Genomic DNA, 26,422 nt, shown 5'->3' with positions numbered 1-26,422 from the left:
CGCCGGGGCGTGTGGCGGCCCCCCACACCGCGGCGGCAACGACGCATGGCAGGCCCTGGCAGCCCAGCCCGGAGGGTTCGAGCGGGAAAGGGGCCAATGCGTTGTTGGCCGCGCTTGCCAGACGCCCGGTATGGCTGCGCCCGACCGCCTAGCCTTGGCCCCTTTCCCGCTCGAACGCGGGGCATGCCCAAAGCCCGACAGCCTCCTTGGCACCGACCTGGCCACCGAGTTCCGCGCCGTGCGCCGCGGCCAGGCGGTGCCCGCCCAGGGCTTCTACTTTCCGCACACCAGCGGCTTCGACCCCGGCTTCAAGAGCCTGCAGAGCGAGTACGACCCCGCCAAGGCCCAGGGCCTGCTGGATACCTATGGCTACCGCGACCGCGATGGTGATGGCTGGCGCGAGGACCCGCAAGGCCAGCCGCTGGAGCTGGAGATGCTGACGCAACCCACCGCCTTCCAGCGCCAGCTGGACGAGGTGTTCCGCAAGGACCTGCAGGCCCTGGGCCTGCGCGTGCGCTTCAGGAGCGCGAAGTGGGCCGAGAACCTCAAGGCCAGCCGCAGCGGCGGCTTCCAGCTCTGGACCGTGACCGAGGCTGCCCACACGCCCGACGGCCTGGAGGCGCTGGCGATCTATCACGGCCCCCAGGCGGGCGGCAAGAACCTGGCGCGCTTCCAGCTGCCGGAGATGGACGCCCTGTTCGAGCAGATTGCCGTGCTGCCCGACGGCGAGCAACGTGCCGCGCTGATGCGCCGCAGCGAGCGCCTGGCCGCCGCCCTGATGCCCTACAAGACCAAGGGCCGACGCATCTACAACACGCTGACGGGCCCCCGCCTGGTCGGTTTCCGCAGCCCCGTCTTCCAGAACAACTGGTGGAACGTGCTGGACCTGAAAGACCCCTCATGAAACGCTTGCTGCTGGCCGGCCTGCTGGCCCTGTGCGCCCTCGCTCAGGCCGAGGCGCCGAAGAAGACCCTGCGCTACGCCTTCCGCGTGGCAGAGACCGGCTTCGACCCCGCGCGCATCAATGACCTGTATTCGCGCACCATCACGCCGCACATCTTCGAGCCCCTGGTTAGCTACGACCACCTGGCGCGCCCGGCCAAGCTCAAGCCGATGACGGCCGTCGAGCTGCCCACGCCGAATGCCGACTTCACGGTGTGGACGGCGCGCATCCGCCCCGGCATCTACTTCAGCGCCGACCCCGCCTTCAAGGGCGTCAAGCGCGAGCTGGTGGCGGCCGACTACGCCTACGCGCTGCGCCGCTTCGCCGACCCGCTGATCCCCAGCCCGGGCTGGACCAGCGTGGAGAGCTGGGGCATCCAGGGCCTGAAGGCCCTGCGCGAGCAGGCGCAGAAGGCCAAGCGCGGGCTCGACTACGAGCGCCCGATTCCGGGCCTGCAGGTGCTGGACCGCTACACCCTGCGCATCGTGCTGGACAAGCCCAACCCGCGCTTCCTGCAGGAGCTGGCGGGGGGCGATCTGTACGGCGCGGTGGCGCGCGAGGTGGTCGAGGCCTATGGCGATGACACCATGGCCCACCCGGTGGGCACCGGCCCCTTCGTGCTGACGGAGTGGAAGCGCGGCTCGCGCATCGTGCTGGAGCGCAACCCCGACTACCGCGAGCGCTTCTACGACGCCGAGCCCAACGCCGACGACGCCGAAGGCCAGGCCCTGCTAAAGAAGTTCAAGGGGCGCCGCCTGCCGATGGTGGACCGGGTGGAGATCGCCATCATTGAAGAGAACCAGCCGCGCTGGCTGGCCTTCCTGAAGGGCGAGCACGACTTCATCGAGCGCGTGCCGGAGGACTTCATCAGCCTGGCCGCACCGAACGCCAAGCTCGCACCCAACCTCACCAAGCAGGGCATGCATCTGCACCGCACCCTCAACTCCGAGGTGTACTTCCAGATGTTCAACATGGACGACCCGGTGGTGGGCGGCTTTGCGCCTGAAAAGGTGGCGCTGCGCCGTGCCATCGGCCTCGGCATGGACCTGGAGGCTGAGATCCGCCTGGTGCGGCGCGGCCAGGCGATTCCGGCGCAGGGCTTCTACACGCCCAACACCGTGGGCTACGACGCGCGGCTGAAGACCGAGAACGGCGAGTTCAACCCCGCCAAGTCCAAGGGCCTGCTGGACCTGTACGGCTACAAGGACCGCGACGGCGACGGCTGCCGCGACGCGCCAGACGGCGGCCCGCTGAAGCTGGAGATGAACACCACGCCCGAGGCCTTCCAGCGCCAGATCGACGAGCGCTTCGACAAGGACATGAAGCGCATCGGCCTGTGCGTGGACTTCAAGGCCGCCAAATGGCCCGAGCAGCTCAAGGCCGCGCGCGCCGGCAAGTACCAGATGTGGATGGTGGCCACCAGCGCCGACAAGCCCGACGGCCAGAGCAGCCTGGCGCGCTTCCACAGCGCCCAGGTGGGCGGCCAGAACATGAGCCGCTTCCGCCTGCCCGAGATGGACAGCCTGTACGAGCAGATCATCACCCTGCCCGAAGGCCCGGAGCGCCTGGCGCTGATGGCCCGCACCGTGCGGCTGGCGGTGGCCTACATGCCCATCAAGTTCAAGGGCCACCGCTTCCTCACCGACATCGAGCGCACGCAGATGAGCGGCTATCGCCGCCCGCTGTTCTGGCAGAACTGGTGGGAGTACGTGGACGTGGACCCTGCCGCGGCCGCACGATGACGGTTTTGTGGCACAGGGCGGGTGCTTGCGTCTCCTCAAGAAGGCGGAATTTGCCCTTCCAAGCCCCCCTGCCAAACGGCAAAATGCCCCGTTTTTGGGCATCATGCGCCCGCCGCGCAACGCCGCGCGGTCTTGTCTTCCTGCCCGATCGGTTCCATGTCCCTGCTCTGCCTCGTCTGCACCACCCTGCCCCTGCTGGCCGCCAGCCCGGCGCCGGGCTTGGCTGTCAGCGCGATGGGGGCGGTGCAGCCGCCCACCGTGAATGTGGTGGCAGCGGGCGGGGCGGCCTTCCGCGAACTGGAGCGCGAGCCCGAGTTCTCGCTGGCCGAACTGGAGGCCGGCAACGCCAGCGACAGCCTGCTGGGCCAGTTGGCCCTGCGCGGTGCCTGCGCCGTGCTGCAGGCGCGCGCCGAAGCCCATGTGATGGTCGAGCGCATCTCCGGCCGGCCGGCCCTGTACCGGCTCAGCTTCCCCAAGGAGCCGGCGGCCGAGCAGCTGCGCGGCCCGACCAAGAGCGCCCTCAGCGCCCTGGAATGCGCGCGCCAGCCGCGCGACTGACCCCTCTCCCCTTCCTCGAGGCTTCCCCATGATGCTCGACCGCCGCCAGACCCTGGCCGCGGCGCTGTTGCCGCTGGCCGCCGCCAGCCGCGCGCAGACCGCTGCCCGCCCCAAGGTCTTCCGCATGGCTTTCCAGATCGCCGAAACGGGCTTCGACCCGGCGCGCATCTCGGACATCTACTCGCGCATCGTCACCAGCCACATCTTTGAGGCCCTGTACGGCTACGACCCGCTGGCGCGCCCGGCGCGCATCGTGCCGCGCATCGCCACCGCCCTGCCGGAAACGAATGCAGACTTCACCGAGCACCGCATCCAGATCCGCCGCGGCATCTACTTCCAGGACGACCCGGCCTTCAAGGGCGCCAAGCGCGAACTGACGGCGCAGGATTTCATCTTTGCGCTGATGCGCTTTGCCGATCCCAAGACCACCAGCCCGATGTGGCCCTCACTGGAGGAGCAGGGCATCCTGGGCCTGACCGAGCTGCGCCGCCGCGCGCTGGAGACCAAGCAGCCTTTCAATTACGACGCCCGCATCGAGGGCCTGCAGGCCCCCGACCGCTACACCCTGGTGTTCAAGCTCAAGGCCCCGCGCCCGCGCCTGGTCGAGATCCTGGCGCAAAACGATCTCTTTGGTGCGGTCGCGCGCGAAGTGGTCGAGGCCTATGGCGACGAGCTCCAGGCCCACCCGGTGGGCACCGGCCCCTACCGTCTGGCGCAGTGGCGGCGCTCCAGCCTCATCGTGCTGCAGCGCAACCCCAGCTACCGCGAGGTTTATTACGAAACCGCCGCCACCGACCCCGAGGCGCTGCGCATCGCCGCGCACTTCAAGGGCAAGCGCCTGCCGCTGATCGACCGCGTCGAGATCAGCCCGATCGAGGAGTCGCAGCCGCGCTGGCTGAGCTTCCTGAACGGCGAGCACGACTTCATCGAGCGCATCCCGCCCGAGTTCATCGACGTCGCCCTGCCCGGCGGCAAGCTGGCCCCCAACCTGGCCAAGCGCGGCATGCAGCTCTACCGTCACCCGGCGGCCGACTGCGCCTTCACCTTCTTCAACATGGAGGACGCGCAGCTGGGCGGCTACGAGCCGCACCGGGTGGCGTTGCGGCGGGCCATCTCGCTGTGCCTCGACATCGACGCCGAGATCCGCCGCGTGCGCCGCGGCCAGGCGGTGGTGGCGCAATCCCTGGTGCTGCCCCACACCACCGGCTACGACCCGGCCTACAAGAGCGAGAACGGCGACTACGACCCCGCCAAGGCCAAGGCCCTGCTGGATCTGTACGGCTACAAGGACCGCGACGGCGACGGCTACCGGGAGCACCCGGACGGCTCGCCGCTGACGATCGAGATCGCCTCGCAGCCCGACTCGCTCTCGCGCCAGTTCGACGAGCTGTGGAACCGCAATCTGCGCGCCATCGGCCTGCGCCCCAAGTTCTTCCACGGCAAGTGGCCCGAGCAGCTGAAGCAGGCGCGCGCCGGCAAGCTGCAGCTGTGGATGCTGGGCAATACGGCGCAGTACCCCGATGGCATCGGCATGCTGCAGCGCCTCTATGGCCCGCAGGCCGGCCAGCAGAACTACTCGCGCTTCAAGCTGCCGGCCTTCGACAAGCTCTACGAGCAGGCCCAGAGCATGGCCGACGGCCCCGAGCGCGACGCCCTGTTCCACGAGGCCAAGCGCATCCAGGCCGCCTACATGCCGATGAAGGTGCATGTGCACCGCCTCATCAACGACATGGCCCAGCCCTGGGTCATCGGCTATCGCCGCCAGCTGTTCTGGGTGGATCTGTTCCAGAACCTGGACATCGACGTGGCCAAGCTGCCCGCGTGAAGACCTTCGCGCTGTTCGCGCTCACCGCCCTGGCCGAGATCCTCGGCTGCTGGCTGCCCTACCGCGTGCTGCGCGAAGGCGCCAGCCCCGGGTGGCTGCTGCCCGGCGCGCTCAGCCTGGCCCTCTTCGCCTGGCTGCTGACCCTGCACCCGCAGGCCGCGGGCCGCACCTACGCGGCCTATGGCGGCATGTACATCGCCGTGGCGCTGGCCTGGCTGTGGGCGGTAGACGGCGTGCGCCCCACGCCCTGGGATCTGGCGGGCGTGGCGCTGGCCCTGGGCGGCATGGCCCTGATCGCCTTTCAGCCCCGCTGACTTCCTTCACGCCGGGTTAGCACCGAGTCACAAAACCGGTGCCCGGCGCGCATAGGGGCATGCAAACCGCAGTGCTCCCTGCCATGCTGGCCGAGATGAGCTGGCTCTCCCGCCTCGGCGCCCGCGCGGCCCTGCCCGCCGCCGAGGACGACTCCCCGCTGCTGCAGCGCCTGGCCCAGGGCGATGGCCAAGCGCTGGCGCGGCTGTACCGGCGCGAATCCGGCGCCGTCTACCGCTACGCGCTGGCCCTGGCCGGAGACGAGGCCGCGGCGCTGGACGCCATGCAGGAGGCCTTCAGCGCCCTGCTGGCCCAGCCCGCCGCCTTTGACCCGGCGCGCGGCAGCCTGGGGGCCTACCTGGCCGGCATCGCGCGCCACCATTTGCTGACGCAGTGGCGACGCCGCTGCGAGCCCCTGCCGGAACAGACGGATGACGACGAGCCCGGCCATGGCGCCAGCCCCGACGCCCTGCTGGTGCGGGCGCAGGACCAGGCCGCGCTGTGGCAGGCCGTGGCGCGCCTGAGCTGGAACCAGCGCGAGGCCCTGGTGCTGGTGGATCTGCAGGAGCGCCGCATGGCCGAAGCCGCCGCCATTGCCGGCGTCAGCGAGGAGCAGCTGCGCCAGCGCCTGCACCGCGCGCGCAACCGCCTGGCCCATCTGCTCGGAGGTGCCCGATGAGCACGCAAACCCTGCAGCAGCTGCTGCGTGAATCGGCCCAGGCCCTGGCGCAGCGCCGCCCCAGCCCCGAACAGGATGCCGCCGTGCTGCGCCAGTTGATGCAGCAACAGCAACGCCAGCTGCGCGCCCAACCCGAGCTGCAACTGGCCGGCGGCACGGTGGCGGCACCGTCGCGCTGGCTGGCCGGCTCGGGCGCGCTGCTGACGCTGCTGGCCCTGCTGTTCGCGCTCAGCCTGCTGCAGCTGGAGCCGGTCAAGCCCGCCCCCATCAGCAGCGGCTACCTGCCCCTGGTCAGCCCCGAGGAATGGAGCCAAGCGCGCGCCGACGGCGACACCGTCTGGATCGTGCCCACCGAGATGCCGCGCGAGCGCCTGGCGCTGCTCGGCCTGCCCTACGACCCCGCGCGCGCCGGCGACAACGTGCGCGCCGAGGTCATGGTCCACCGCAGCGGCCAGGTGCTGGCCGTGCGCTTCGTGCAATAGAGAGAGGTCCCCGCCATGTCCATCACCACGCCCCTGCTGGTCAGCCTGCTGGCCAACACCGCCCCGACCGCACCCGAGCCACCGCGCTGGGAAGAGCTGCACCGCCACATCGAAGCGCGCGTGCAGGCCGATGTGGCGCGCGCCGAGCAGCACATGAAGCTCGCCATGGAGCAGGTGCGCGAGGTCGAACTGCAACGCCTGCCGGCCGATCTGTTCGCCGGCTTCGAGCTCGGCCGCGAGCGCGTGGTCAAGGGCGCGCCCTACTGCGCGGATGCCGTGCATGAAACCATTCAGCCCCTTGCCGACGGCAACCGCATCGTGCGCAAGCAGAGCACCCGCCTGTGCCGCGACGGCGAGGGCCGCACGCGCCGCGAGGTGCAGCGCACCCAGGGCGATAGCCAAGGCGACAAACTCGTCTACTTCCGCGACCCGGTGACCAAGGAATCCCGGGTCTACAACCCCGAGACCAAGGCGGTGCGCCGCCTGCTGGGCGGCGGTGGCATGGCCTGGGCCGATGTCGACCACGAAGCCTGGCAACGCTGGGGCCGTGAGTTCAGCCAGCGCATGCGCGAGCACTTCAAGGACCTGCCGCGCCCGCCCGTGCCGCCGCAGGCGCCCAAAGCACCGAATGCGCCCAACACCCCCGACGCCCCGGCCGCCCCCCAAGCCAAGCCCGAGCCGGCGGTGGTGGTCGAGACCGATGTGACGGTGAAGGGCGCCGAAGGCGAGCCGCGCCGCCAGCGCGATGTGCGCGTGATCCGCCTCTCCGACCTGCCGGCCGGCGTGCACATGGCGCCGCTGCCGCCCATGCCCCCGATGCCCCCCATGCCTGCCCTGGCGGGCCCTGGCTGGAGCTGGGGTCAGTTCGCCCCGCGCGGCGAGGCCGTGGTGACGCCGCTGCCAGCCAAGGAGATCGAGGGCGTGAAGGTCACCGGTGAGCGCAGCACCTGGACCATCGAGGCCGGCAAGCTGGGCAATGAGAAACCCATCGTCATCAGCCGCGAGGTCTGGACCTCGCCCGAGCTTTCGCTCACCGTCTACAGCCGCGACTTCGACCCGCGCAGCGGTGAAGTCGTCTACCGCCTGCAGAACATCAAGCGCGGCGAACCGGATGCCGCGCTGATGAAGCTGCCGGCGGATGCCAAGAAGCCCGAGCGGCACGAGCGCCGCCCGGCCGAGCCGGCCCGCAAGTCGTCCTGAACCCGCTTCACCCACTCAGGGGCGCCACCGGCGCCCCTTTCTCATTGCGGGGGCTTGACTAACTGTACTAGTGCACCCGTACACTAGTGCACATGGACACCCCGATCCAGTTCCAGATCCAGACCGGCAGCCCCGAGCCGATCTACCGCCAGCTGATGGAGCAGCTGCGCCGCCGTGTGGCCGCCGGGCAGTGGAAGGCCGGGCAGGAGCTGCCCTCGGTGCGCGAACTGGCCGGCCTGCTGGCCGTGCACCCGATGACCATCTCCAAGGCCTATGGCCTGCTGGAGGCCGAGGGCCTGCTGCAGCGCCGCCGCGGCCTCTCGATGGTCATCGCCGCCGGCCACGAACGCCCCGCGCCCAAGGCCGAGCGCATCGAGCGCCTGCGCCCGACGCTAGAGCGCGTTTGCGCCGAGGCGCGTGAACTGGCCATTCCCAAGCAGCAGGTGCTGAGCCTGCTGGAGCGCTTGCTTGACGACGAAGGAAGCCCGCGATGAATTTCCTGCACGCCCTGCCCTGGTGGAAGGCGCCGCGCCACAGCGCGCCGGCGCAGGCCGGCCTGGCCCTGCACGCCGCCGCCCCGCCCGAGAGCGCACCGCCGGTGCAGATCGAAGGCCTGCGCCTGGCCTATGGCCGCAACAGCCGCCCGGTGCTGACCGGGCTGGACTGGCAGCTGCAGCCCGGCCAGGTGGTGGGCCTGCTGGGCCGCAATGGCGCGGGCAAGACCACCCTGCTGGAAGCCCTGCTGGGCCTGCGCGAACCCCAGGCCGGCCAGGTGCAGCTGTTCGGGCAGCCGGCCAACCACTTGGACGACGCGGCGCGTGCCCGCATCGGCTACGTGCCGCAGCAAAGCGATTTGTTCGAAGACCTGAGCCCGCGCCAGCTGCTGGCCTACTTCCGCAGCTTTTACCCGCGCTGGAACGAGGCCAAGGCGGAAGGCCTGCTGAGCCGCTGGGAGCTGCCGCAAGACCAGCTGATCGGTCAGCTCAGCGTCGGCCAGCAGCAGCGCCTGTCCATCATCCGTGCGCTGGCACATGAGCCCGACCTGCTGGTGCTGGACGAACCCGTGGCCAGCCTGGACCCGCTGGGCCGGCGCGACTTCCTGCGCGAGCTGGTGGAACAGGTGCTGGACCGCGGCACCACAGTGGTGTTCAGCACCCACATCCTCAGCGACCTGGAGCGCGTGGCTTTCAATGTGGCCTTCCTGAAGGGCGGCCGCATCAGCCTGCAGGGCCCGTTGGACGAGTTGCTGGAGCAATGCCGCTGGGTGCAGGGGCCGGGCGCCGAGGCGCATGGCGGCGAGCTGCTGGCGCGCTTCGGGCCGCGGCTGCTGGTGCGCCGGCCGCGCATCGAGAGCGAGCAGACCCTGGTGCAGGCGGTGACGCTGGAAGATTTGTTCGAGGGGCTGGCATGAGCAGCGTGCCGAGCCCGCAGGCCATGGTGTGGTTGCGCATGCGGTGGTTGCTGCCGCAAGAGTTGAGCTGGAAGCGCCGACTGCTTGGACTGCTGGGTCCGCTGCTGGTCATGACCTTGCTGGTCCACATCAGCGGCTCGGCCTGGCGCTCGGCTGTGTACACGTTTGGCGTCGTGATGCTGAGCTTGGCGCTCTCCTGGCCCTTCCTGCAGCTCTGGGCGCAGAACAAGCCCAGCTGGGCGCGCTTGGTACCGGGCCATCGGCGCGCGCTGCAGCACGCCAGCTGGCTGGCCACTGGGATCACGCTGATGCTGCTGGCGCTGCTCTGCAGCCTGCTCTGGGGTCTGAGCCCTGCCGTGCTGCTGCTGTTGGCCCCGGGCCTGGTGCTGCTGCTCTGGATCCTGCGCCGGCCGCGCGTGGTCTGGCCGTTGGTACTGTTGCCGCCCGTTGTCCTCGCACTGGTGGCTCTGCTGGTCAAGGCCCTGCCCGCGCTGAAGACCCCACTGGCCGCGCTGATGGCGCTGATGGGCTCCTGGCCCGGCCTGCTGCTGGGCGCCGCCCTGTGCCTGTGGGCACAGTGGCGTTGGGTCGGCAATGGCGATGCCGCGCACCGCCGCGACCATGCCGCCCGCCTGCAGTCGCGCCGCAGCGCCCAGCGCGGCTGGATGCCTGGCAAGGGCTGGGCCGATCGCCTACTGAGCCTGCTGGCCGGCTGGTTCACCTGGCCACGCGAATGGCATTTCCAGCGCGTGCTGCGGGCCGACCCGGTGGCCCGCGTCGACCACCTGCTGTCGCGCAGCGCCCATTGGTGCGTGCAGCTTTGGGTCGCTCTGCAGATTGGCCTGGTGCTGGGGCCCTTGCTCTGGTGGGCGCAAAGCGTCTCCAAGCCCGGCTCGCAAGGCCTGGGCGACAGCCTGATCGCGCTCTGGATCGGCGTGCTGAGCCTGGCCTTCTCGGCCGACGTCTCGCGCTTTCAGGCCCTGTGGCGGCGGCGGCGCGAGCAGGCCTTGCTGGCCCTGCTGCCCGGCCTTTCACCCGCACCGGGCGTGCTCACCCGTGCGCTGGCGCTTCGCTGGCTGACGCGCGGGCTGCTGGCCTGGAGCCTGGTGCTGCTGCTGATGGTCTTGGCTCTGCCCTTTTGCAAGGCCGAAACGCAGACTGCAATGGGCGTGGCCCTGGCCGGCTGCCTGTTGCTGGTGCCCTTGTGCAGCCTGGTCAATCTGGCTCGCCTGACCCACAAGCAGCAGCAGGATTGGCTGGCTCAAGGCGGCGTGCTGCTGGCCTGCTTCGCGGCCCTGCCACTGGCCCGACTGGGTTGGCCCTTTGCCGCCGCGCCTCTGGGAGCCATCCTGCTCGTCCTGCCCTGGTCCCTTTGGCGCTGGCAACGCCTGGCCCAGGCCCCCGCACCCTTCCCGGTGGGCCGGCTGGCCCCTGAGCCGACTACAGCGGCAGCTCGGTGAAGTAACGCCCACCGTGGAAGATCAGCGGTTGCGCGCCCGCGCGGTGCGCGCAGCGCTCCACCTGGCCCACGAAGATGATGTGGTCGCCCTCTGCGTACTGGCTGCGGTTGGCGCACTCGAACACCGCCGCGCAGCCTGGAATCAAGGGCACGCCACCGGCGCCCTCTTCCAGGCCCAGGCCGGCAAAGCGGTCGATCTCCGGCGTGGCAAAGCGGCGCGCCAGCTCGATCTGCTCGGCCGCCAGGATGTGGATGGCGTAATGGCTGCCCGCCGCGAACACCGGCAGCGAGCCGGCGCGGCGCGCCAGGCTCCACAGCACCAGGGGAGGGGCCAGGGAGACGGAGTTGAAGCTGTTGGCCGTCAGACCCACCAGGCGGCCGTCGGGGCCGCGCGCCGTCACGATCGTCACGCCGGTGGCGAACAGGCCGAGGGCGGAGCGGAAAGTAGGGGCGTCGAAGTCGGCGGTCATCCGGCCATTGTCCTTGCAGCCCTCAATTCAAGCCGCTGGCGTGGAATTGCGCGCGCAGCCAGTCGCGCAGCGCGTTCAGGCCCGGGTGCAGGCGCCCGCTGCGCGGCCGGGCCAGGTGGTAGGCCCAGTCGGTGGCGGGGCTGTGCGGATGCACCTGGCGCAGCTCGCCACTGGCCAGGGCGTCGGCCACCAGGCTGAAGCGCGTCAGCGCCAGGCCCTGGGCGGCGCGGGCGGCGGCCACCTGCACGCCGGCATCGCGCAGGCTGGCGCGCCAGTCCAGGCCGTGCGCGTCCAGGCCGGCCTCGGCCAGCCAGGGGGCCCAGGGGGTGGCGCTGTGGCGCAGCAGGGGCAGGCGGGCGAACAGCTGAGCCGGTTCGCGCTGCGCGGCCAGCGGCAGGCGCTGCAGCAGAGCCGGCGCGGCCACGGCGACCAAGCGGTCGCCGGCCAGGCGTTCGGCCAGGGCATCGGGCCAGCGGCCGGGGCCGAAGCGCAGGGCGGCGTCCAGACCCTTCATCGCCTGGACGGCGGTGCTGGCCTGCAGGTCCAGCTCCCATTGCGGGTGCAGCTGCTGCCAGTCCAACAGGCGCGCGTACAGCCAGCAGGTGGCCAGCGAGGGCAGCACGGCCAGGCGCAATCGTGTGGGGGCGGCGCGAGCGCGGCCTTCGCTGACGTACTGCACCGCGTCGCGCAGCTGCGCCAGCGCCGGCTCCACGCCGGCCTGCAGCTGGCGCCCGGCCGCCGTGAGCTGCGCGCCCTGGCGGCTGCGCTCGAACAGGGCCACGCCCAGCGCGGCTTCGAGCTGGCGCATGTGCTGGCTCACCGCCGCCGGGCTCAGGCTCAGGGCCTCGGCGGCGCGGCGGAAATGCTGCAGGCGCGCCACCGTTTCGAACACACGCAGCGCGTTCAGCGAGGGCAGGCTTTCGTTCATGAAAACCGATCAGAACACAAGCAAAACCGAGCCATGCATCGGCGCGCCAGGCGCAGACTGCAGCCATTCCCCAGGAGCCCCCGATGAGCCCGCTGCAAGCCCAAGAACTGCACGCCCTGCCCACCCTGATGAACCAGGCCGCCCAGGCCGCCATCGCCACGCTGCAGGCCCTGCCCGAGTGGCCCGCCGCCGTGCGCCCGCAACCGGTGCCGCGCCAGCCGCTGGCCGAGCAGGGCCAGGGCCTGGCGGCGGCGCTGGCGGACTTCGAGCAGCGCTACGCCCCCGGCTTTGCCGCCAGCGCCGGCCCGCGCTACCTGGGCTTCGTGACCGGCGGCGCCACCCCGGCCGCCTTGGCGGGGGATTGGCTGGCCAGCGCCTGGGACCAGAACCCCACCTCCGGCCTGGACAGCAGCGCGCCCGATCTGGAGCGCGAGTGCATCGCCTGGCTGGCCGCGCTGTTCGGCCTGGGGCCGGAGTGGAGCGGCAGCTTCGTCACCGGCGCCACGATGTCGAACTTCGTCGGCCTGGCGTTAGGGCGCGAGTGGCTGTCGCGCGAGCTCGGCGGTTCCGCCGCACAGCAGGGCTTGGGCGGCCTGCCGCCGCTGCGCATCCTCAGCGGCGCGCCGCACAGCAGCATCCACAAGGCCGCGGCGATGCTGGGCCTGGGGCGCAACGCGGTGCAGGCGGTGGCGCAACTACCGGGCCGCGAGGCGGTGGACCCGGCGGCAATGGCCGCCGCCCTCAGCACCGGCCCGGCCATCGTGGTGGCCAATGCCGGCACGGTGAACAGCGTGGATTTCGACGACCTGCAGGCCCTGGCCGCGCTGCGCGCGCAGCAGCCCCAGACACGGCCCTTTTGGCTGCATGTGGACGCCGCCTTCGGCGCCTTTGCCGCCTTGCTGCCCGAGCACGCGCCCAAGCTGGCGGGCTTGAACCAGGCCGATTCGATCTGCGTGGACCTGCACAAATGGCTGAACGTGCCATACGACGCCGCTGTGCAGTTCACGCGCCGGCAGGACCTTCAAACCGCGGTGTTCCAGAACCAGGCCGCCTATCTGGGCGATCTGGGCGAGCAGCCCGACTTCGTGCACCTGACCCCCGAGAACTCGCGCCCCCTGCGCGCCCTGCCGGCCTGGTTTGCGCTGCAGGCCTATGGGCGCGAAGGGGCGGCCGCCGTGGTGCGCCAATGCGTCGAGCTGGCGCAGGGCTTGGGCGCGTGGATCGAGGCCGGCACGAGCTGGCGCTTGCTGGCGCCGGTGCGCCTGAACGTGGTCTGTTTCACCCTCGCCGATCTGCCCGCCGGCGCGGCTGGGCGGGCACGCATCGAGGCCCTGATGACAGCCCTGCGTGACGAAGGCGAGGTCTTTCTGACCCCGACCCTGTTCAACGGCCACTGGGGCCTGCGCGCGGCGTTTTCGAACTGGCGCACGCGGGCCGCGGATCTGCGCCGCGTCGAAGCCGCTTTGCAGCGGGTCTCAGCGGGTGACTCAGCGATCTGAGTCGTCCGCCCAGCCCTCGCGCAGCGGGCCGCGCTGGCGCGCGCGCTCGGCCGCCCATTGGCGCTCCAGCTGCTCGCGGCCCTGCTTGCTGAGGGCGATCAGGCGCTGCTCGTCGCCGAAGTGGGGCAGCATGGCGTCGAGCTGCTCCAGGTTGTGAACCCGGAAGGCTTGCGCGAGCTGGCGCGCCTCGTGCGCCGGCAGGCCCAGCTGCTCCAGCACCGTGCGCGCGCTGCGCAGCGAAGACTCGAAGGTCTCGCGCTCGATGTGCTCGACACCCAGCGCGCGCAGCTTGGCGTAATGGCTGACGTTGCGGGCGCGCGCCACGCGCACCAGCTGCGGGAAATGCTCGCCGGCCAGCTGGGCCAGCTTCTCGCTCTGCGCGGCGTCGTCGAGCGCGATCACCAACACCTTGGCCTGCGCCGCGCCGGCATTGCGCAGCAAGTCCAGGCGCGTGGCGTCGCCAAAGTAGGCCTCCCAGCCGAAGCGGCGCACGCTGGCCACCTGCTCGGCGTCGTGGTCCAGCACCGTGGCCTGCAGGCCCTGGGCCGAGAGCAGGCGGCCAATGATCTGGCCGTAGCGGCCGAAGCCGGCAATGATGACCGGCGCCTGGTGCGCGCCGGCCTCCAGCGTGGGCACCTCAGGTTTGGGCGCGCAGCCCGAGAGGCGCGGCAGCCACCAGCGGTCCAGGGCCAGCAGCAGCAGGGGCGTGCACAGCATGGAGAGCGCAATCGCCGCCAGCAGCAGCGCGGCGTCCTGCGCCGGCAGCACCTGCGCGCCCAGCGCCGCCTGCGCCACCACGAAGCCGAACTCACCCCCCTGGGCGAGCAGCAGCACGAAGAAGGGGCGCTCGCCGACCGGCAGGCCCATGGCGCGGCCCATGCCCATCAGCAGCAGGGCCTTCAGGGCCACGAAGCCCAGCACCAGCAGGGCCACCAGGCCAGGCTGGGCCAGCAGCACGCCGAAGTCCAGGCTCATGCCGATGGCCATGAAGAAGAGGCCCAGCAGCAGGCCCTTGAAGGGGGCCAGATCGGTTTCCAGTTCGTGGCGGTACTCGCTCTCGGCCAGCAGCACGCCGGCCAGGAAGGCCCCCAGCGCCATCGAGAGCTCGGCCCAGCGCATCAGCGCCGCGCTGGCCACCACCAGCAGCAGGGCGGCGGCGGTGAAGACCTCGGGCGTGTTGGCGCGCGCAATCCAGCGCAGCGCCGGGCGCAGCAGCAGGCGCCCACCCACCACCAGGCCGGCCACCACCGCCAGCGCCAGCAGCGCACCACGCCAGCCCGCACCACCACCGGCGCCCAGCAGCGGAATGAGCGCCAGCACGGGAATGGCGGCGATGTCCTGCGCCAGCAGCACCGCCAGCACCGATTGCCCGCCCGCTGTGGGCATGAGATTGCGCTCGCCCATCACCCCCAGGCCGATGGCGGTGGAGGACATGGCCAGCGCCAGCGCACCCACCAGGGCCACCGTGGGGCTCAGGCCCAGCGCCCAACCCAGACCGCCCAGCAGCAGGGTGGAGCCGACAAGCTGCAGGCTGCCCCAGCCGAACACCGCCCGGCGCATCTGCCAGAGCCGGCGCGGCTCCAGCTCCAGGCCGACAAGAAAGAGCATCAGCACGACGCCGAACTCGGCCACATGCAGCACCCCTTCCGCATCGGCCACCAGCTTCAGGCCCCAGGGCCCGATGGCGATGCCCGCCGCCAGATAACCCAGGATGGCACCCAGCCCGAGACGCTTGGCCAGCGGCACGGCCAGCACAGCGGCGGCCAGGTAGACCAGGGCGGCGCCCAGCCAGTCGGAATGCCCATTCACAGCATCGGCTCCTGCAGGTGTTGGCACAGCGCCTGGATGTGGGCGTCGAGCTCGGCCTCGCTGGCGCGGTGGGCGTCGTGGAAGACCCAGTGCGGCTCCCAGGCCATGCCCATGAAGGCCGCCGTCTGGCGGTAGGGCGCCAGGAAGTGTTCGAAGGGCTGGCCGTGGTGGCCCTGGGCCGAGTAGGCCATCGGGCTGCCGCCGGTGCTGACGATCAGCTGGAAGCGCTTGCCCGCCAGCACGCGGCCGCCCTGGCCATAGGCCCAGCCTTGGGTGCAGACCTGATCGAGCCAGAGCTTGAGCAGCGGGGGCATGCCGTACCAGTGGATGGGGTGCATGAACACCAGGCGCTGCGCGGCGGCCGCGCGCGCCTGCTCGGCTGGCACGTCAATCCAGTAATCGGGGTAGCGCGCGTACAGATCGTGCAGATCGACCCCCGTTAGGGCCTGCAACGCGGGCCGCAGCCGCGCATGCACGCGTGAGTGGCGCAAGTCCGGGTGGGCGAACAGGATCAGGGTTTCGGCCATGGGGAGCGAGTGTGCCCGCCTAAACTCCCACGGATGCTCCCCCAGCTGCTTCACCAACCGGCCTCAGGGCCTTCGCGCGCCCAGGTGCTGATCGTGCACGGCCTGGGTGAACACCAGGGCCGCTACGACGCTCTGGCGGCGCGCCTGAACTACTGGGGTTACGGCTGCTGGCGCTACGACCAGCGCGGCCATGGCCGCAGCCCGGGCCGGCGCGGCGATGCGCCGCACATCCACAGCTTGCTGGAAGACCTGGCCGAGTGCATGGACAGCGTGCGTGCCCAGACGCCGGGCCTGCCCCTGGTGCTGCTGGGGCACAGCCTGGGCGGCCTGGTGGCCGGGCGCACCGTGGCCGCTGCGCTGCGCGGGGAGGCGTTCGGCCGCGCCCCCGATGCCCTGGTGCTCAGCTCCCCCGCCATCGACCCCGGAATGACCGGCGGCCAGAAGGCCCTGCTGGCGGTGGCGCGGCGCCTGTTCCCGCACCTGCTGGTGAGCAACGGCCTGCAGCCGGCGTGGATCAGCCGCGACCCGGCCGTCGTGCAGGCCTATGTGAACGACCCGCTGGTGCACGACCGCGTCAGCGCCACCGTGGCCGCCCTGGTGGCCGATGGCGGCCAGGAGCTGCTGCAGGCGGCGCCGAACTGGCAGGTGCAGACCCTCTTGATGTGGGCCGGCGCCGACCGCTGCGTGTCCCCCGCCGGCAGCGCGGCCTTTGCCGCCGCCGCACCGCAGGCCCTGGTGCAGAGCCAATGCTTCGAGGGCCTGGCCCACGAAATCTTCAACGAGCCCGAACACGAGCAGGTCTTCGGCCTGCTGCGTGACTGGCTGGACGAGCGCTTCCCCGCATGAACACGACGACCCCCGCCCCCACGAGCACCGCCACCTCGGCCGATCTGGCCCAGACCTGCAACCAGATCTGGGACGCCCACATCCTGCCGGCCCTGCACGACTACATCGCCATTCCGGCCAAGAGCCCGATGTTCGATGCCGCCTGGGCCGACAACGGCCACATCGAACGCGTGGTGCGCGACGCCGCCGCCTGGGTGGAGCGCCAGGGCAGCGTGCTGCACGGCCTGAAGCTCGAAGTGGTGCGCGCGCCCGAGCGCACGCCGGTCATCCTGTTCGAGCTGCCCGCCACCAAGACCGACAGCAGCGACACCGTGCTGCTCTACGGCCATCTGGACAAGCAGCCCGAGTTCAGCGGCTGGCGCGGTGACCTGGGCCCCTGGACGCCCAAGCTGCTGGACGGCAAGCTCTACGGACGCGGTGGCGCCGACGACGGCTACGCCATCTACGCCAGCCTGACCGCCTTGATCGCTCTGGACAAGGCCGGCATCCCGCGCCCGCGCTGCGTCGGCCTGATCGAGACCTGCGAGGAAAGCGGCAGCTTCGACCTGCCCGCCTACATCGACCTGCTCAAGCCGCGCTTCGGCAACGTCAGCCTGGTGGTCTGCCTGGACAGCGGCGCCGGCGACTACGACCAGCTCTGGCTCACCACCTCCTTGCGCGGCAATGTGACCGGCACGCTGAAAGTGGAGGTGCTGGCCGAGGGCGTGCACAGCGGCGACGCCAGCGGCATCGTGCCCTCGAGCTTCCGCATCATGCGCCAGCTGCTGGACCGCCTGGAAGACGCCCGCACCGGCGCCCTGCTGCCCGAGGACTTCCACTGCCCCATCCCCGAAGTGCGCGTGCAGCAGGCGCGCGAGACCGCCGCGGTGCTGGGCGAGGCCGTCTACAAGCGCCTGCCCTGGGCCTGCGGCGCCGACGGCGGCGCCGTGCTGCCGATGAGCGACGACCCCGCGCAGGTGCTGATAAACGGCACCTGGAAGCCCACGCTGAGCGTGACCGGCGTGGACGGAATGCCCCCGCTGGCCAATGCCGGCAATGTGCTGCGCCCCTACACCTCGTTCAAGCTGAGCCTGCGCCTGCCGCCGCTGGTGGACGGCAACGCCGCCGCGCTGCGCCTGAAGGCCCTGCTGGAGGACAACGCGCCCTACAACGCCCGCGTCACTTTCGAGCCCGATGGCCGCATGGGTGCCTACGGCGCCACCGGCTGGAACACGCCCGATCTGCAGCCCTGGCTCACCCAGGCGCTGGACAGCGCCAGCCGCGCCCAGTTCGGCCGTCCGGTCGGCTTTGTGGGCCAGGGCGGCACCATCCCGCTGATGAATCTGCTGCAGCAGGGCTTCCCCTCCGCGCAGATGATGGTCTGCGGCGTGCTGGGGCCGAAGAGCAATGCGCACGGACCCAACGAGTTCCTGCACATCGATTACGCCAAGCGCCTGACGGCCACCGTCGCGCAGGTGATCGCGGCTCACCCCTGAGGCCATGAAGCTCTGCATCGTCACCGGTGCCTCGCGCGGACTCGGCGCCGCGCTGGCCGAACAGCTGATGGCCCGGGGCGACCGCGTGCTGGGCATTGCCCGCCGCCACAACCTGGCACTGGCCCAGGGCGGGCAGGAGAGCTGGACGGCCGACCTGGCCAACCCGCAGCCCGTGGCCGAACGCCTGCAGTCCTGGCTGCACCGCCAAGGCCCGGGGGCGTTCAGCGAGCTGGTGCTGATCAATAACGCCGGCGTCGTCACCCCGCCGGGCCCGGTGCAGGCGGTGCCGCTGGCGCAGCTCAGCAGTGCACTGCGCGTCGGACTGGAAGCGACGCTGCTGCTGTCGGCCGCCTTCCTGGCCGCCACCGAGCAATGGGGCCGGCCGCGCAAGATCATGAACATCTCGTCCGGCCTGGGCCGCCGCGCCATGGCCGCGGCCGCGCCCTACTGCGCCGCCAAGGCCGGCATGGACCACTTGAGCCGCGCGATGGCGATGGATGAAGCCTTGAAGCCGAACGGCGCCCGCATCGTCTCGATTGCTCCCGGCATCATCGACACCGACATGCAGGTGCAACTGCGCAGCGCCGACCCCGCCGCCTTCCCCGACCAGCCGCGCTTCGCCGCCTTCAAGGCCGATGGGGCGCTGGAGACCGCCGAGGCAGTGGCCGCCAAACTGCTGCGCTACCTGGACCGCGCGGACTATGGTGCTGATCCGGTCGCGGACATACGGGACGTTTGAGCGCTTCGGTGCGAGCCCGTGGGACGCCGCGCTCGTTGGGGCTCCGTTCATCGCAGAAAGCCCGCGATGGTTTGCGGTGGTCTAGTCGGCCGGTACTCCGGCCAGCTTAGCGGGCAGGTTTTCGCAGTCCCAGGAGGGGTGTGGGAGCCATGTGAACCGGACGCGCAGCCGCGGCCGACCCTAGGTCGGCTGCGTGCATTGGCGCCTTTCTCTTCCCCCTTTCTCTTTGGCAAGACAAAGAGAAAGGGGTCGGGGTTCGGGGGTGAAGCCCCCGAGGGCTCTCACGCAGGATCACTCAAAGGTCTACCGCTCAACCCCGTACCTGCCCCTCCCCCAACACCACCCACTTGTAAGTCGTCAGCCCCTCCAACCCCACCGGCCCGCGCGCATGCAGGCGGTCGGTGCTGATGCCGACCTCGGCGCCCAGGCCGTACTCGAAGCCGTCGGCAAAGCGGGTGCTGGCGTTCACCATCACCGAGGCCGAATCGACCTCGCGCAGAAAGCGCATGGCGTGGCCGTGGTGCTGGGTCAGGATGGCATCGGTGTGGTGCGAGCCGTAGCGGTTGATGTGGGCGATGGCCTCGTCCAGGCTGTCGACCACTTTCACGCTGATGCGGTAGTCCAGGTACTCGGTGGCCCAGTCGGCATCGGTCGCTGCTTCAGCGCCGGGCAGCAGGGGCAGGCTGTCCGGGCAGGCGTGGAAGCGCACTTTCTTGGGCGCCCAGCACGCGGCCAGGCGTGGGAGGAATTCGGCCGCCACACTGCGATGCACCAGCAGGCTCTCGGTGGCATTGCAGGGGCTGACTTTCTGGGTCTTGGCGTTGTCCACCACGGTGAGCGCCATGGCCAGATCGGCCTGTTCATCCACATAGCAATGGCAGTTGCCGTCCAGGTGCTTGAGCACGGGCACGCGCGCCTCGGCAGCGATGCGCTCGATCAGGCTCTTGCCCCCGCGCGGGATCAGCAGATCCAGGTGGTCGGTGGCGGTGCACATCCAGCCCACGGCCGCGCGATCGGCGCTGGGCACCAGCTGCACGGCGGCGGCGGGCAGGCCCGCGGCCTGCAGCGCCTGCTGCACCAGGGCGCCCAGGGCAAGATTGCTCTGCAGGGCCTCGGAGCCGCCGCGCAGGATGCAGGCATTGCCGCTCTTGATGGCCAGGCCCGCGGCCTCGATGCTGACATTGGGCCGGCTCTCGAACACCATGCCGAACACGCCCAGGGGCACGCGCATCTGCCCCACCTGGATGCCGCTGGGGCGGCGCTGCAGGTTCGTCATCGCGCCCACCGGGTCGGGCAGGGCGGCGATCTGTTCGCAGCCTTCGGCCAGGGTCTCCAGGATGGCGGGGGTGAGACGCAGCCGGTCCACCAACGGAGCCTCCAGGCCGCGCGCCTGGGCGGCCGCCACGTCGGCCTGATTGGCCTCCACCAGCTGCGGCTGCGGGGCGCGCAGCAGCGCGGCCAGCTCGGTCAGGGCACGGTTGCGGGCGGCGGTGCTGGAGGCGGCCAGCTGGCGGCTGGCGGCACGGGCGGCCTGGCCCAGGGCGTCGAATTCGGAGGACTGCATGGCCCCGATTCTCCCGGCTCGGCTGCCGCGCCGGGGCAGTGGAGGCTTCGCGTGCAGTGCAGTGGGGGTCGGGCGAACGCGGCCGCGGCTCACCCCGGTGCCTACATCTCCTTGAACAGGTGCAGGTAGCTGCGGCTCACCGGCAGCCGTTCCGGGCGGCCCTTGAGCTCGATGTCGGCGGTTTCGTTCTCGCCGCGCGTGACGCGCCGGATCGAGCGCAGATTGATGACCACCGAGCGGTGCACCTGGGCGAAGTGCGCCGGGTCGAGCTGGGCCAGCAGGTCCTTGAGCGGTGTGCGGATCAGCGCCTCGGCCGGCTGGCCTTCGTCGCGATAGGCCACCAGGGTGTACTTGGTGTCGCTCTTGAGGAAGTCGATGTCGTCGATCGGGATCATGCGCAGCGAGGCGCCCACGGTGGCGCGGATCCAGGCCAAGGGCTTGGGTTGGTCCAGCTTGAGCCGCGCAGCCAGCTGGCTCAGCAGCAGCTCGCTGTGCACGGCGGGTTGCTCCTGCTGCAGGCGCGCCTTCAGGCGCTCCACCGTGCCGGCCAGGCGCGCCGCAGTGACGGGCTTGACCAGGTAGTCCAGTGCGCCGTGCTCGAAGGCGTCGAGCGCGTACTGGTCGAACGCGGTGACGAACACCAGGTGTGCGCGCTTGCCCACCTGGCGCGCCACTTCCACTCCGCTGAGGCCGGGCATGTGCACGTCCAGAAAACAGATCGCGGGCTGGTGCTGCTCGAACAGCTCAACGGCTTGGATGCCGTTGCGGGCCTGCGCCACGATCTGCAGTTCCGGCCAGGCGGCGGCCAGGCGTGCTTCCAGGATCTCGCGGAGCAGGGGCTCGTCGTCGGCAATCAGGGCAGTGGGGTTCATGGCTTCTCGGAGAACTCGATCCTTGCTTCCACACCGTGCGGCGTGACCTCGTTCAGCTCCAAGGTCGCGCTGCCCCCGTAGGCCCACAGCAGGCGCTCGCGCAGCGCCGCCAGGCCAGTGCCCAGGCCGCCACCGCTGGCCTGCAGGCCCACGCCGGTGTCGACCACGCGCAGCCGGCAGCGCCCGCCCTCCAGGGCCTCGGCATGAACGTCGATGCGGCCGCCTTCCAGGCTGGGGTCGATGCCATGCTGCACGGCATTCTCGACCAGGGTCAGCAGGGTCATCGGCGGGCAGTTCAGCGCGTGAACGCCGGGGGCGATGTGCAGCGCAAAGGCCAGCCGGTCAGGCATGCGCATCTGCATCAGCTCCAGGTAGGCGCGCACCAGTTCCAGCTCCTGGCCCAGGGTGTTGGCCGAGCCATCGAGGCGCGGCACGGCGGCGCGCAGGTACTCGGTCAGGCTATGCAGCAGCTTGGGGGCCCGCGGCGAGCCGGCTTCCACCAGGGCTTCCACATTGGCCAGGGTGTTGAAGAGGAAATGCGGCTGTGCCTGCGCGGTGAGCAGGCGCATGCGGGCGTCGAGCGCCTGGCGGGCCATCTCGCTACGCTCCAGCTCGAAGTCGACGGAGAGCTTTTCCACCTTGGCCTCCCGATGGCGCAACAAGGCCGCCAGCGCCGTCCAGGGCGCCACCAGCATGCCCAAGAACGTGAACGTCATGAAACCTTCCAGACGGGGGGTCTGCCAGAAGGGCGGCGCGCCGGGTGCGGTGGCCAACAGGAAGGCCACAAAGAAAGCCAGCGGCACTGTGATCCCCACGGCCACCACCTGCAGGACCCAGCGCGGCAGCCAGCGGGGCAAGCGGCGCGGCCATTGCTCGAACAGGCCGAAGACCAGCAGCAGCGCCAGGCCCACGCCGAACACCCGCGCCACCAAATGCCACATCGGTGCCTTCCAGCCAAAGCTGAACAGCAGGGTGAACAGCGCGCAGACGATGGCGACGGTGCGCACGCGCCGCCAACCGAGCAGGGCGCGCCAGTCGGCGGGCGGCGCGGGCGCGTTGAGTTGGGCGGAGGGGTTGGAGCTCATGGGTCAGCCTATCTGCTTAGTTTGAGCGCCACTCAGCGCCACCGCTCGGCGGGTTTGCGGAAGTAGTGCTGGGCAATGTGCCGCCAGGGCAGCACCAGCGGGGTCAGCACGAGCCCCATCAGGCAGGCCTCGGCGGTCCCCTGCACGGCCGGCGTCACCGCTCCGTTCAGCCAGAGCGGGTAGGCGATGGCCAGCAGCCAGACGCTCTTCCAGACCAGCTCGAAGATCAGCAGCGGCAGCATCTGCAGCGGGTAGCGCAGGCCCCAGACGCAGAGGATGGCCAGGCCGCTCAGCAGCGCCGCCGTCTCGCCCTTGCGCTGGGCCCACAGATCGCCGTGCAGGAACATTGACGGGCCGAAGCTGATTGCCAGGCCCACGGTGACGAGCAGGTAAAAGGCGCGCAGCAGGTTCAGGCGCCAGAGAGGGACATCGTTCATTGGCGTGTTCTCGGTGGCGGCTTGGGACATGGGTCAGCCCAGCTTGGCCAGGCTCTTGCGCACTTCTTCCACATTGGCCGGCTTGGCGCGCTTGTTGGCCACGAAACGCTCGTACACCAACTTGGCCTGCGCCTTGTCGCCCTTGGCCAGCAGGGTGTCGCCCAGGCGCTGGTCGATCGGGTAGTCGTCGGCCCCGGCGAGCGTCTTGGCACGCTCGAACAGGCGAATGGCTTCATCCGCCTGACCCTGCGCGGCGTGTACGCGCGCCGCGCCGTAGAAGCCGGCCGCCCGACCCGGTTGATCGCGCTGCAGGGTCTCGTACAGGCTCTTGGCCTTGGCCAGGTCCTTGCCGCCCTTCAGGTATTCGAGGGCGAGCTGCATGGTGGCCTCGCGCACTTCCTCCTGCAGGGCGGAATCCTGGCTGGGCTTCAGGGCCCGCAGCTCGGCTTCCATCTCGCCCCACTGCTTGGCCTCGGCCAAGATGTGCAAGCGGATGATGCGGGCCGTCTCGGGCTGGCTGCTGCGCACGGCCGCCTCCAGTTCCTTGGCCTTGGAGGTGCTGCCTCCCATGATGCCGGGCAGGGTCACATAGAGCTTGGCCAGTTGCACGCGGGCGGTGAAGCTGGTTGGCTCCAGCTCCAGGGTGCGAATCCAGAGGTCCTTCAGGCTGCCGATGCTGCGCATGGCCTTGGCCATGCCCATGTTGAGCATCTGCAGGCCGAGGTTCTGCGCCGCAGCCAGGTGGCAGACCGCCATGTTCGGGTGCTGCTCAGTGCACAGCTTGGCCTGCTGGGCGCCGGCCTCCAGGCGCTGGGCGTCGGCGGGGTCCGCCAGGCTCAGGCCCAGCACCAGGGCGGCGCGGGCCTCGGCGTCGGCGGGGTGGGTCTTCAGGCGGGCCAGCGCTTGCCGTTCGAGCTCGGTGAACTTGCCGGCCTCGTGCAGCGACTCCCACTGCGCATCCTTGAAGACGGCGGCTTGGGCGTTGCCCAGCGGGGTGCCCAGGGCCAAAACGGTGATGGCGGCGGTGATCCAAGCGGTTCGGCGGGTGCGGGGGGGATTCATGGCGGGCTGGCTTTCTAGGAAGGGGTTGCGGCTTGCATTTCGAAGCGACGGGGCCATTGTTTGAAGCCGCCTGGCCGCCCGCCGAGCGGCTCAGACCCGCCACGCCGTGCCGGTTCTCAAGCACGACCGGCGGGGACGAATGACGCCGGACGCGCTTGGGCTGGCGCGGGCGTCGTTGGTCCTGGCCAGGCGTCACTTGTCCGCGCGGCGGCGTGTTTGGTCGGCTGAAATCCAGCGGCAGGCGGGTCCGAGTCACAGTGGCGCCCTGACCGCACCCACCGCACCGCCATGAAAAGAATTCCGCGCCTTCTGTTGACCGGCTTCCTCAGCCTGCTGGCCCTGGTGGCGCTGGCGGCCGCCTTGTTGGCCTACTTCCTCTACACACCCACGCCCGAGCTGCCGCCGCTCTCCGGCACGCTCAGCAAGGCCTCGATGGAGGTGGCAGGAATCCAGCGCCACTACCGGACTTACGTGCCCAAGGGCCTGCCCAAGGGCGCGCCCCTGGTGCTGGTGATGCACGGCTCGGGTGAAGGCACGCAGGCCATTCGCGAGGGCACGGGCTATGGCTTCGAGCGCCTGGCCGACCAGCATGGTTTTGCCGTGGTCTACCCCAAGTCCTTCGGCTTTGACTGGAACGACTGCAGCTCGATCGGCGACACGACCGTGAACGGCGCGCGCGCCGACGACGCGGCCTTCCTGGCCGCGCTGGTGGACAAGCTGGTGGCCGAGCTGGGCGTCGACCCCCAGCGCGTGTTTGCGGCGGGGGTGTCGAACGGCGGCTCGATGGCCCTGCGCCTGGCACTCGAAGACCCGACGCGCTACCGCGCGGTGGCGGCCGCGTTGGCCAATGTGCCGGCGCCGCAGAACTTCCAGTGCCGGCCGGCCGCGCAGACCCCCTCGGTGATGATCCTGAACGGCACCGAGGACCCGCTGGTGCCCTATGCCGGCGGCGAGATCAACCTGCTGGGGCTGTTCTTCAAGGGCGGCGAGGTCATTTCCTCCACCGCGTCGGCCCAGTACTTCGCGGACCGCAACGCCATCGCCGGCAAGCCCCAGGTCAGCCAGGTGCAGACCGCGCAGGGCAGCCGTGTCGAGCACGCGCGCTGGCAGGCGGCCGACGGCCGCACCGAGGTGGAGCTGGTGACCCTGCACGGCGCCGGCCACGTGCTGCCCCAGCCCTGGGCCCGCCGCCCCCGCCTGCTAGGGCCCGCCCCCGTGGAACCCAACGGGCCGGCGCTGATCTGGGCCTTCTTCGATCGGCAGCCGAAATGAGCGTGTGGCGGTCATCGACGCCGCTCACGCGGCGCTGCGGGCCGGCCTGCAAGGCTCCGGCATGGCCCGGAGCGCGCGGCCAACGACCCTACTGGCAAGCAGCGCGCCGTCGCTCAACCTTGCCAGCACCCCTTGGGCGACCGGCCCATTCAAGGGCATTTCAAGCCATAGGAACCACCAATGATCATCTGGGGACGCAAGACCGTGAGAACCCCGCTGGGCTATGCGGCAGACTTCTGCCCGATCTGCGCCAGCGCCCAAGCCTTCGAGATCACCCGCGTGGGCTCGGCCGGGCATCTGTACTACATCAGCGTGGGTGAGGGCGAGTTGGTCGGCTACGAACGCCGCTGCCTGAGCTGCGGCATCGACCTGAGGGCCGAACCCACCGGCTACGCCGCGCTGGCCCCGACCCCGCTGCCGCTGGCCGCGCTGCGCAAGACCACCTGTCCCGACTTGGACGAGGCTTACCGCGCCCACCTGGATCAAGAGGACCGCATCCGCTTCGATCCGTTGGGCCTGCCCCCACAAGACCGCCAGGCACTGATCCTGCAGCCCTTCGTGCTGCTGGCGCCCAAGGTGACGGCGCGCTTCCAGACCACCAGCATCGACCTCAAGGGGCGCTTCATCCACCAGGAGGTGCTGCCCGTGCTCGTGCGCGCACTGCGCCGCCTGCGGCCCAACGCGCAGGAGCTGGCGCAGGCCCTGCACCGCATGGTGCAGCTCAAGGAAGTCATCGGCAGCAAGATCAAGCTGCAGGACCTGATGAAGGCCCTGGCTGCTGCCTCGGCGGGCACGCCGCTCGGCCTGGAGGCGGACGCCACCGCGCCCCGGCTTCGCCTCGGCATGTCCGCCGGGTCCGTCAAGCCCATGCGCAACGCGGCGCTGCTGTTGCGCGTATCGGGCTACCTGCTCGGGGCGTTGGCGGCCGCGCTGCTGCTGGCGCGATTCGGCGAGGGCAGTCGCGAAGTCGGCGGCGCCAGCCTGCTGCTGATGCTGGGCTCGGCCGGCGCTGCCTGGGGCTTGGTGATGGCCGGCCGGGCGGTGGCCGCCGGCCGGCGCTGGGGGCGCGGCGCGGGCGTCTTGGGCGCGCTCCTGACCTTGGGCGCCTTTCCCATCGGCACGGTGGTCGGTCTCTACCTGCTGTGGGCACTGTTGGCGCGCTGGCCGGCCGACGCCGAGTGAGCGTCATTGCGTTTGACCCCCATGGCTCCGTTCTTCTCCGGGCG

General features: G+C 70.7%; 26 protein-coding genes. 17 read left to right on the top strand and 9 right to left on the bottom strand.

What is annotated here, in order from left to right; translation table 11 throughout:
* The first annotated feature begins 130 nt into the window (after nucleotides 1-130).
* The 11 genes from ACE3QP_RS06920 (at nucleotide 131) to ACE3QP_RS06870 (ending at nucleotide 10,612) form a co-directional block, all read left to right on the top strand.
* Nucleotides 131-904 (top strand): ABC transporter substrate-binding protein, encoded by a 774-nt coding sequence (locus tag ACE3QP_RS06920; protein WP_374434708.1) that lies wholly within the window; start codon nucleotides 131-133, stop codon nucleotides 902-904.
* Nucleotides 901-2,685: an ABC transporter substrate-binding protein gene (locus ACE3QP_RS06915; RefSeq protein ID WP_374434706.1), complete on the top strand. Its 1,785-nt coding sequence runs from the start codon at nucleotides 901-903 to the stop codon at nucleotides 2,683-2,685. Before ACE3QP_RS06920 ends, ACE3QP_RS06915 begins: the two co-directional genes overlap by 4 nt.
* A 156-nt stretch (nucleotides 2,686-2,841) precedes the next feature.
* On the top strand, nucleotides 2,842-3,243 hold the full coding sequence (locus ACE3QP_RS06910) for a hypothetical protein (protein WP_374434705.1): 402 nt from the start codon (nucleotides 2,842-2,844) through the stop codon (nucleotides 3,241-3,243).
* A gap of 28 nt (nucleotides 3,244-3,271) precedes the next feature.
* Nucleotides 3,272-5,068, top strand: a complete 1,797-nt coding sequence (locus tag ACE3QP_RS06905) for an ABC transporter substrate-binding protein (RefSeq protein WP_374434703.1) — start codon at nucleotides 3,272-3,274, stop codon at nucleotides 5,066-5,068.
* The gene (locus tag ACE3QP_RS06900) at nucleotides 5,065-5,382 is read left to right on the top strand and encodes a YnfA family protein (protein ID WP_198111087.1); all 318 of its coding nucleotides are present in this window, start codon (nucleotides 5,065-5,067) and stop codon (nucleotides 5,380-5,382) included. The genes ACE3QP_RS06905 and ACE3QP_RS06900 overlap by 4 nt, the downstream gene beginning before the upstream one ends.
* 95 nt (nucleotides 5,383-5,477) lie before the next feature.
* Nucleotides 5,478-6,059, top strand: coding sequence for an RNA polymerase sigma factor (locus tag ACE3QP_RS06895; protein ID WP_374434701.1), 582 nt, complete (start codon nucleotides 5,478-5,480; stop codon nucleotides 6,057-6,059).
* On the top strand, nucleotides 6,056-6,541 hold the full coding sequence (locus tag ACE3QP_RS06890) for a hypothetical protein (RefSeq protein WP_374434699.1): 486 nt from the start codon (nucleotides 6,056-6,058) through the stop codon (nucleotides 6,539-6,541). Before ACE3QP_RS06895 ends, ACE3QP_RS06890 begins: the two co-directional genes overlap by 4 nt.
* Nucleotides 6,542-6,556: 15 nt before the next feature.
* Nucleotides 6,557-7,741, top strand: a complete 1,185-nt coding sequence (locus ACE3QP_RS06885; protein ID WP_374434698.1) for a hypothetical protein — start codon at nucleotides 6,557-6,559, stop codon at nucleotides 7,739-7,741.
* Nucleotides 7,742-7,833: 92 nt separating this feature from the next.
* On the top strand, nucleotides 7,834-8,235 hold the full coding sequence (locus ACE3QP_RS06880; protein ID WP_374434697.1) for a GntR family transcriptional regulator: 402 nt from the start codon (nucleotides 7,834-7,836) through the stop codon (nucleotides 8,233-8,235).
* Nucleotides 8,232-9,152, top strand: coding sequence for an ABC transporter ATP-binding protein (locus tag ACE3QP_RS06875; RefSeq protein WP_374434695.1), 921 nt, complete (start codon nucleotides 8,232-8,234; stop codon nucleotides 9,150-9,152). The genes ACE3QP_RS06880 and ACE3QP_RS06875 overlap by 4 nt, the downstream gene beginning before the upstream one ends.
* Nucleotides 9,149-10,612 carry a hypothetical protein gene (locus ACE3QP_RS06870; protein WP_374434693.1) on the top strand — a complete coding sequence of 488 codons (1,464 nt, stop codon included), beginning with the start codon at nucleotides 9,149-9,151 and terminating at the stop codon, nucleotides 10,610-10,612. Before ACE3QP_RS06875 ends, ACE3QP_RS06870 begins: the two co-directional genes overlap by 4 nt.
* On the opposite strand, the gene ACE3QP_RS06865 is transcribed toward ACE3QP_RS06870, so the two are convergent.
* On the bottom strand, nucleotides 10,593-11,081 hold the full coding sequence (locus tag ACE3QP_RS06865) for a flavin reductase family protein (protein WP_374434691.1): 489 nt from the start codon (nucleotides 11,079-11,081) through the stop codon (nucleotides 10,593-10,595). The two genes, ACE3QP_RS06870 and ACE3QP_RS06865, sit on opposite strands and share 20 nt — an antisense overlap.
* 22 nt (nucleotides 11,082-11,103) lie before the next feature.
* A complete protein-coding gene (locus tag ACE3QP_RS06860; protein ID WP_374434689.1) occupies nucleotides 11,104-12,009 on the bottom strand; it encodes a LysR substrate-binding domain-containing protein in 906 nt (301 codons plus the stop codon).
* A gap of 83 nt (nucleotides 12,010-12,092) precedes the next feature.
* Here ACE3QP_RS06860 and ACE3QP_RS06855 point away from each other — a divergent pair, with 83 nt between their 5' ends.
* Nucleotides 12,093-13,508 (top strand): aspartate aminotransferase family protein, encoded by a 1,416-nt coding sequence (locus ACE3QP_RS06855; RefSeq protein ID WP_374434687.1) that lies wholly within the window; start codon nucleotides 12,093-12,095, stop codon nucleotides 13,506-13,508.
* Here the strand turns inward: ACE3QP_RS06855 and kefC are convergent.
* Together kefC and ACE3QP_RS06845 are read right to left on the bottom strand one after the other, a co-directional pair.
* Complete coding sequence (gene kefC / locus ACE3QP_RS06850) at nucleotides 13,497-15,317, bottom strand: glutathione-regulated potassium-efflux system protein KefC (protein ID WP_374434686.1); 1,821 nt, start codon at nucleotides 15,315-15,317, stop codon at nucleotides 13,497-13,499. The two genes, ACE3QP_RS06855 and kefC, sit on opposite strands and share 12 nt — an antisense overlap.
* A complete protein-coding gene (locus tag ACE3QP_RS06845) occupies nucleotides 15,314-15,844 on the bottom strand; it encodes an NAD(P)H-dependent oxidoreductase (protein ID WP_374434684.1) in 531 nt (176 codons plus the stop codon). Before ACE3QP_RS06845 ends, kefC begins: the two co-directional genes overlap by 4 nt.
* A gap of 33 nt (nucleotides 15,845-15,877) precedes the next feature.
* Between ACE3QP_RS06845 and ACE3QP_RS06840 the strand changes: the two genes are divergently transcribed.
* From ACE3QP_RS06840 to ACE3QP_RS06830, 3 genes are read left to right on the top strand one after another with little or no spacing between them, the layout of a single operon-like run.
* On the top strand, nucleotides 15,878-16,690 hold the full coding sequence (locus ACE3QP_RS06840; RefSeq protein ID WP_374434682.1) for a lysophospholipase: 813 nt from the start codon (nucleotides 15,878-15,880) through the stop codon (nucleotides 16,688-16,690).
* Complete coding sequence (locus ACE3QP_RS06835) at nucleotides 16,687-18,165, top strand: M20/M25/M40 family metallo-hydrolase (RefSeq protein WP_374434680.1); 1,479 nt, start codon at nucleotides 16,687-16,689, stop codon at nucleotides 18,163-18,165. The genes ACE3QP_RS06840 and ACE3QP_RS06835 overlap by 4 nt, the downstream gene beginning before the upstream one ends.
* Nucleotides 18,166-18,169: 4 nt before the next feature.
* Complete coding sequence (locus ACE3QP_RS06830; protein ID WP_374434679.1) at nucleotides 18,170-18,904, top strand: SDR family NAD(P)-dependent oxidoreductase; 735 nt, start codon at nucleotides 18,170-18,172, stop codon at nucleotides 18,902-18,904.
* 310 nt (nucleotides 18,905-19,214) lie between these two features.
* On the opposite strand, the gene ACE3QP_RS06825 is transcribed toward ACE3QP_RS06830, so the two are convergent.
* The 5 genes from ACE3QP_RS06825 to ACE3QP_RS06805 form a co-directional block, all read right to left on the bottom strand.
* Nucleotides 19,215-20,507 (bottom strand): glutamate-5-semialdehyde dehydrogenase, encoded by a 1,293-nt coding sequence (locus tag ACE3QP_RS06825; RefSeq protein ID WP_374434712.1) that lies wholly within the window; start codon nucleotides 20,505-20,507, stop codon nucleotides 19,215-19,217.
* Nucleotides 20,508-20,569: 62 nt separating this feature from the next.
* Entirely contained in the window at nucleotides 20,570-21,340 is a 771-nt protein-coding gene (locus ACE3QP_RS06820) for a LytR/AlgR family response regulator transcription factor (protein WP_374434677.1), read from the bottom strand.
* Nucleotides 21,337-22,425 (bottom strand): sensor histidine kinase, encoded by a 1,089-nt coding sequence (locus ACE3QP_RS06815; RefSeq protein WP_374434676.1) that lies wholly within the window; start codon nucleotides 22,423-22,425, stop codon nucleotides 21,337-21,339. The genes ACE3QP_RS06820 and ACE3QP_RS06815 overlap by 4 nt, the downstream gene beginning before the upstream one ends.
* Before the next feature lie 32 nt (nucleotides 22,426-22,457).
* Nucleotides 22,458-22,862 carry a hypothetical protein gene (locus ACE3QP_RS06810; protein ID WP_374434675.1) on the bottom strand — a complete coding sequence of 135 codons (405 nt, stop codon included), beginning with the start codon at nucleotides 22,860-22,862 and terminating at the stop codon, nucleotides 22,458-22,460.
* Between the two features lie 33 nt (nucleotides 22,863-22,895).
* Nucleotides 22,896-23,924, bottom strand: a complete 1,029-nt coding sequence (locus ACE3QP_RS06805) for a tetratricopeptide repeat protein (RefSeq protein WP_374434673.1) — start codon at nucleotides 23,922-23,924, stop codon at nucleotides 22,896-22,898.
* Between the two features lie 288 nt (nucleotides 23,925-24,212).
* On the opposite strand from ACE3QP_RS06805, the gene ACE3QP_RS06800 reads away from it, so the two are divergent.
* Both ACE3QP_RS06800 and ACE3QP_RS06795 read left to right on the top strand, forming a co-directional pair.
* Nucleotides 24,213-25,196 carry a PHB depolymerase family esterase gene (locus ACE3QP_RS06800; RefSeq protein WP_374434671.1) on the top strand — a complete coding sequence of 328 codons (984 nt, stop codon included), beginning with the start codon at nucleotides 24,213-24,215 and terminating at the stop codon, nucleotides 25,194-25,196.
* A 180-nt stretch (nucleotides 25,197-25,376) separates the two neighbouring features.
* Nucleotides 25,377-26,378 (top strand): hypothetical protein, encoded by a 1,002-nt coding sequence (locus tag ACE3QP_RS06795; RefSeq protein ID WP_374434669.1) that lies wholly within the window; start codon nucleotides 25,377-25,379, stop codon nucleotides 26,376-26,378.
* The last annotated feature ends 44 nt before the right edge of the window (nucleotides 26,379-26,422 follow it).

It is taken from the genome of Inhella sp., assembly GCF_041912635.1.
In the GTDB taxonomy this organism is placed as follows: Bacteria; Pseudomonadota; Gammaproteobacteria; order Burkholderiales; family Burkholderiaceae_C; genus Inhella.
Note: the sequence above shows the minus strand (reverse complement) of the source record. Positions and strands in the feature narration are given on the sequence as shown.